Here is a 1,785-nt window from a genome sequence, read left to right on the forward strand (position 1 = left end):
GCCGCAAAACACCGCTTACGCTATATGGAGCTGCCGGACAGCAAGGTCGGCGCAATGCGCTATCCGTTGGCCGGCCCGGTGCGCGCCATGCTGGCACGCTTGGAGCGCAAGCCGAACAACCCCTATGTGATCGCCGGCCATGTCGAGGGGCAGCATGTGACCGACCTGCAAAAGCCGTGGCGGCGCATCCGCGTGTTGGCCGGCATTCCCGACGTGCGCATTCACGACCTTCGGCACAATGCCGCCTCGCTGCTGGCGAACCGGGGCGTATCGCTTCAGGTGATCGGCAAGACCCTCGGCCACAAGCAAATCCAGACCACGCTACGCTATGCGCATCTGACCGACGAAACGGCGCAAAAGGCGGTGGACGATCTTGCCGCCGGCATCTTCGGCGAAGCGCCGATAGGGCAGCTTCACCAAGCGGCGGAATAGCCATGGGTGCCTGAGTTTGAATTTAGGTTTCTGCTCGCAAGCAGTCATGCCGGTAATTATCAATCAACGCTAGATAAGCCCCAAAACACCAGCGAGTAGGCATCTTCGAGAATGCCCCACCTTATCGGCACTTCCGCAAGTGAGTCGTGCCAACCGATCACCGAAAGCGGTCAATTGGCAGCTATACCCGCCAAGCCCCATTGGCAATGAAGTGGTTGCGCGTCACGTCGTCGACTTTGAGCTGATTGCCGCCCAACGAAGCAAGCGTCCGTTTAAGCCTAGCATTTTCTTTAGTCTTGTCACCCTGCCCGGAAGCTTTCGAGTCGCGGTGCGCTTTAAGTCTTTCGATGAGTGCGGACTCACCCTGCTGACTCGTGAGGTAGAAGAAATCTATGTCCCGAATGATTGATAGTAGAAGCGCCACGAACCCAACGACATCATAATACGTGATGTAATATTCGCCACTTCCGTCATGCGAGATGGTCGCCTTGCTGTTCATTCCGAGAGCTGCAACGTCAACGATCTTATCGACCACCTCGAATTGATCTGGGATATCTGGGTCAAAATTCCCGTGGACAATTGTATTGCGCAATTTTTTGAACAAAAGGTATGCCTGCATCTTCATCTCAAAATCTGACAGAATATTCTGACCGTTTGGCCTTGTTGGAAAAGTCGGAAGCGTCCTGCCGATCATGAACGCCGATTGGGGAAGCAACGCTAGAGCCGTCTTCCAGTTGTCTCGATACGAGGAGGCCGTTGACGTCGGTGGTGAGACGTTCAGATCAAAGCTGAGTGCAGGAAACTGAAAGCCTTTTTCTATTCTTCGGTTGTTAATAGCGATGCCATTTGACTGGGCGACAAGGTCCTGTAGCGCGCTAGTAAAATTTTCAAAAACTGAGCAGGCGACGAGAAACGTCATCTCCGCGATAGCGTCTCGTTGCCGCTCCCAGCTAATTTTCGAGACAGACTCGCGGAGGTCCATACGCTTGATAGCGGTTTCTGCAGCAGGAAAATTGATGAACGAAAGAACCGCGTCGCGAACTGGTCCTGAATCAGAAAGACTCGCGAAGTGTTTCGTTGTCTCACGAAACTGCCAAACCCCAGTCAGAGCTGGATGGGTGAGAACGAGTAGATTGGTAATCCGGTCATGTGCTTCTCGCGCGGGTTGCGTAAAGAGAGTCGTCTTCTTTTCGACGCGACCGGGCGTGAACAACGCGCTACGCCATTTCATCTGTGATCCTTCCCCCCAAAACCTGTCATGGCGCAAGCAATCATCACTGCTCGCCACAATCTTAATGATAGATCATAGAATGCTATCTAATTTATCTGAACAATGAGCTGCCCCCCGAAAAT

2 protein-coding genes are annotated in these 1,785 nt (G+C 53.4%); one reads left to right on the forward strand and one right to left on the reverse strand.

The window, feature by feature from the left end; all coding sequences use genetic code 11:
• On the forward strand, window positions 1-432 hold a 432-nt coding region (locus tag P24_RS18930), incomplete at its 5' end, for a site-specific integrase (RefSeq protein WP_008946359.1).
• Between the two features lie 181 nt (window positions 433-613).
• On the opposite strand, the gene P24_RS18935 is transcribed toward P24_RS18930, so the two are convergent.
• A complete protein-coding gene (locus tag P24_RS18935; protein WP_156816390.1) occupies window positions 614-1,663 on the reverse strand; it encodes a hypothetical protein in 1,050 nt (349 codons plus the stop codon).
• Window positions 1,664-1,785: the final 122 nt, after the last annotated feature.

The sequence above is a fragment of the Oceanibaculum indicum P24 genome, assembly GCF_000299935.1.
Classification (GTDB): Bacteria; Pseudomonadota; Alphaproteobacteria; order Oceanibaculales; family Oceanibaculaceae; genus Oceanibaculum; species Oceanibaculum indicum.

What these genes read in the sequence shown, in the direction of transcription:
- P24_RS18935 (WP_156816390.1), bottom strand. Translation starts at nt 1,663, where the DNA reads ATGAAATGGCGTAGCGCGTTGTTCACGCCCGGTCGCGTCGAAAAGAAG.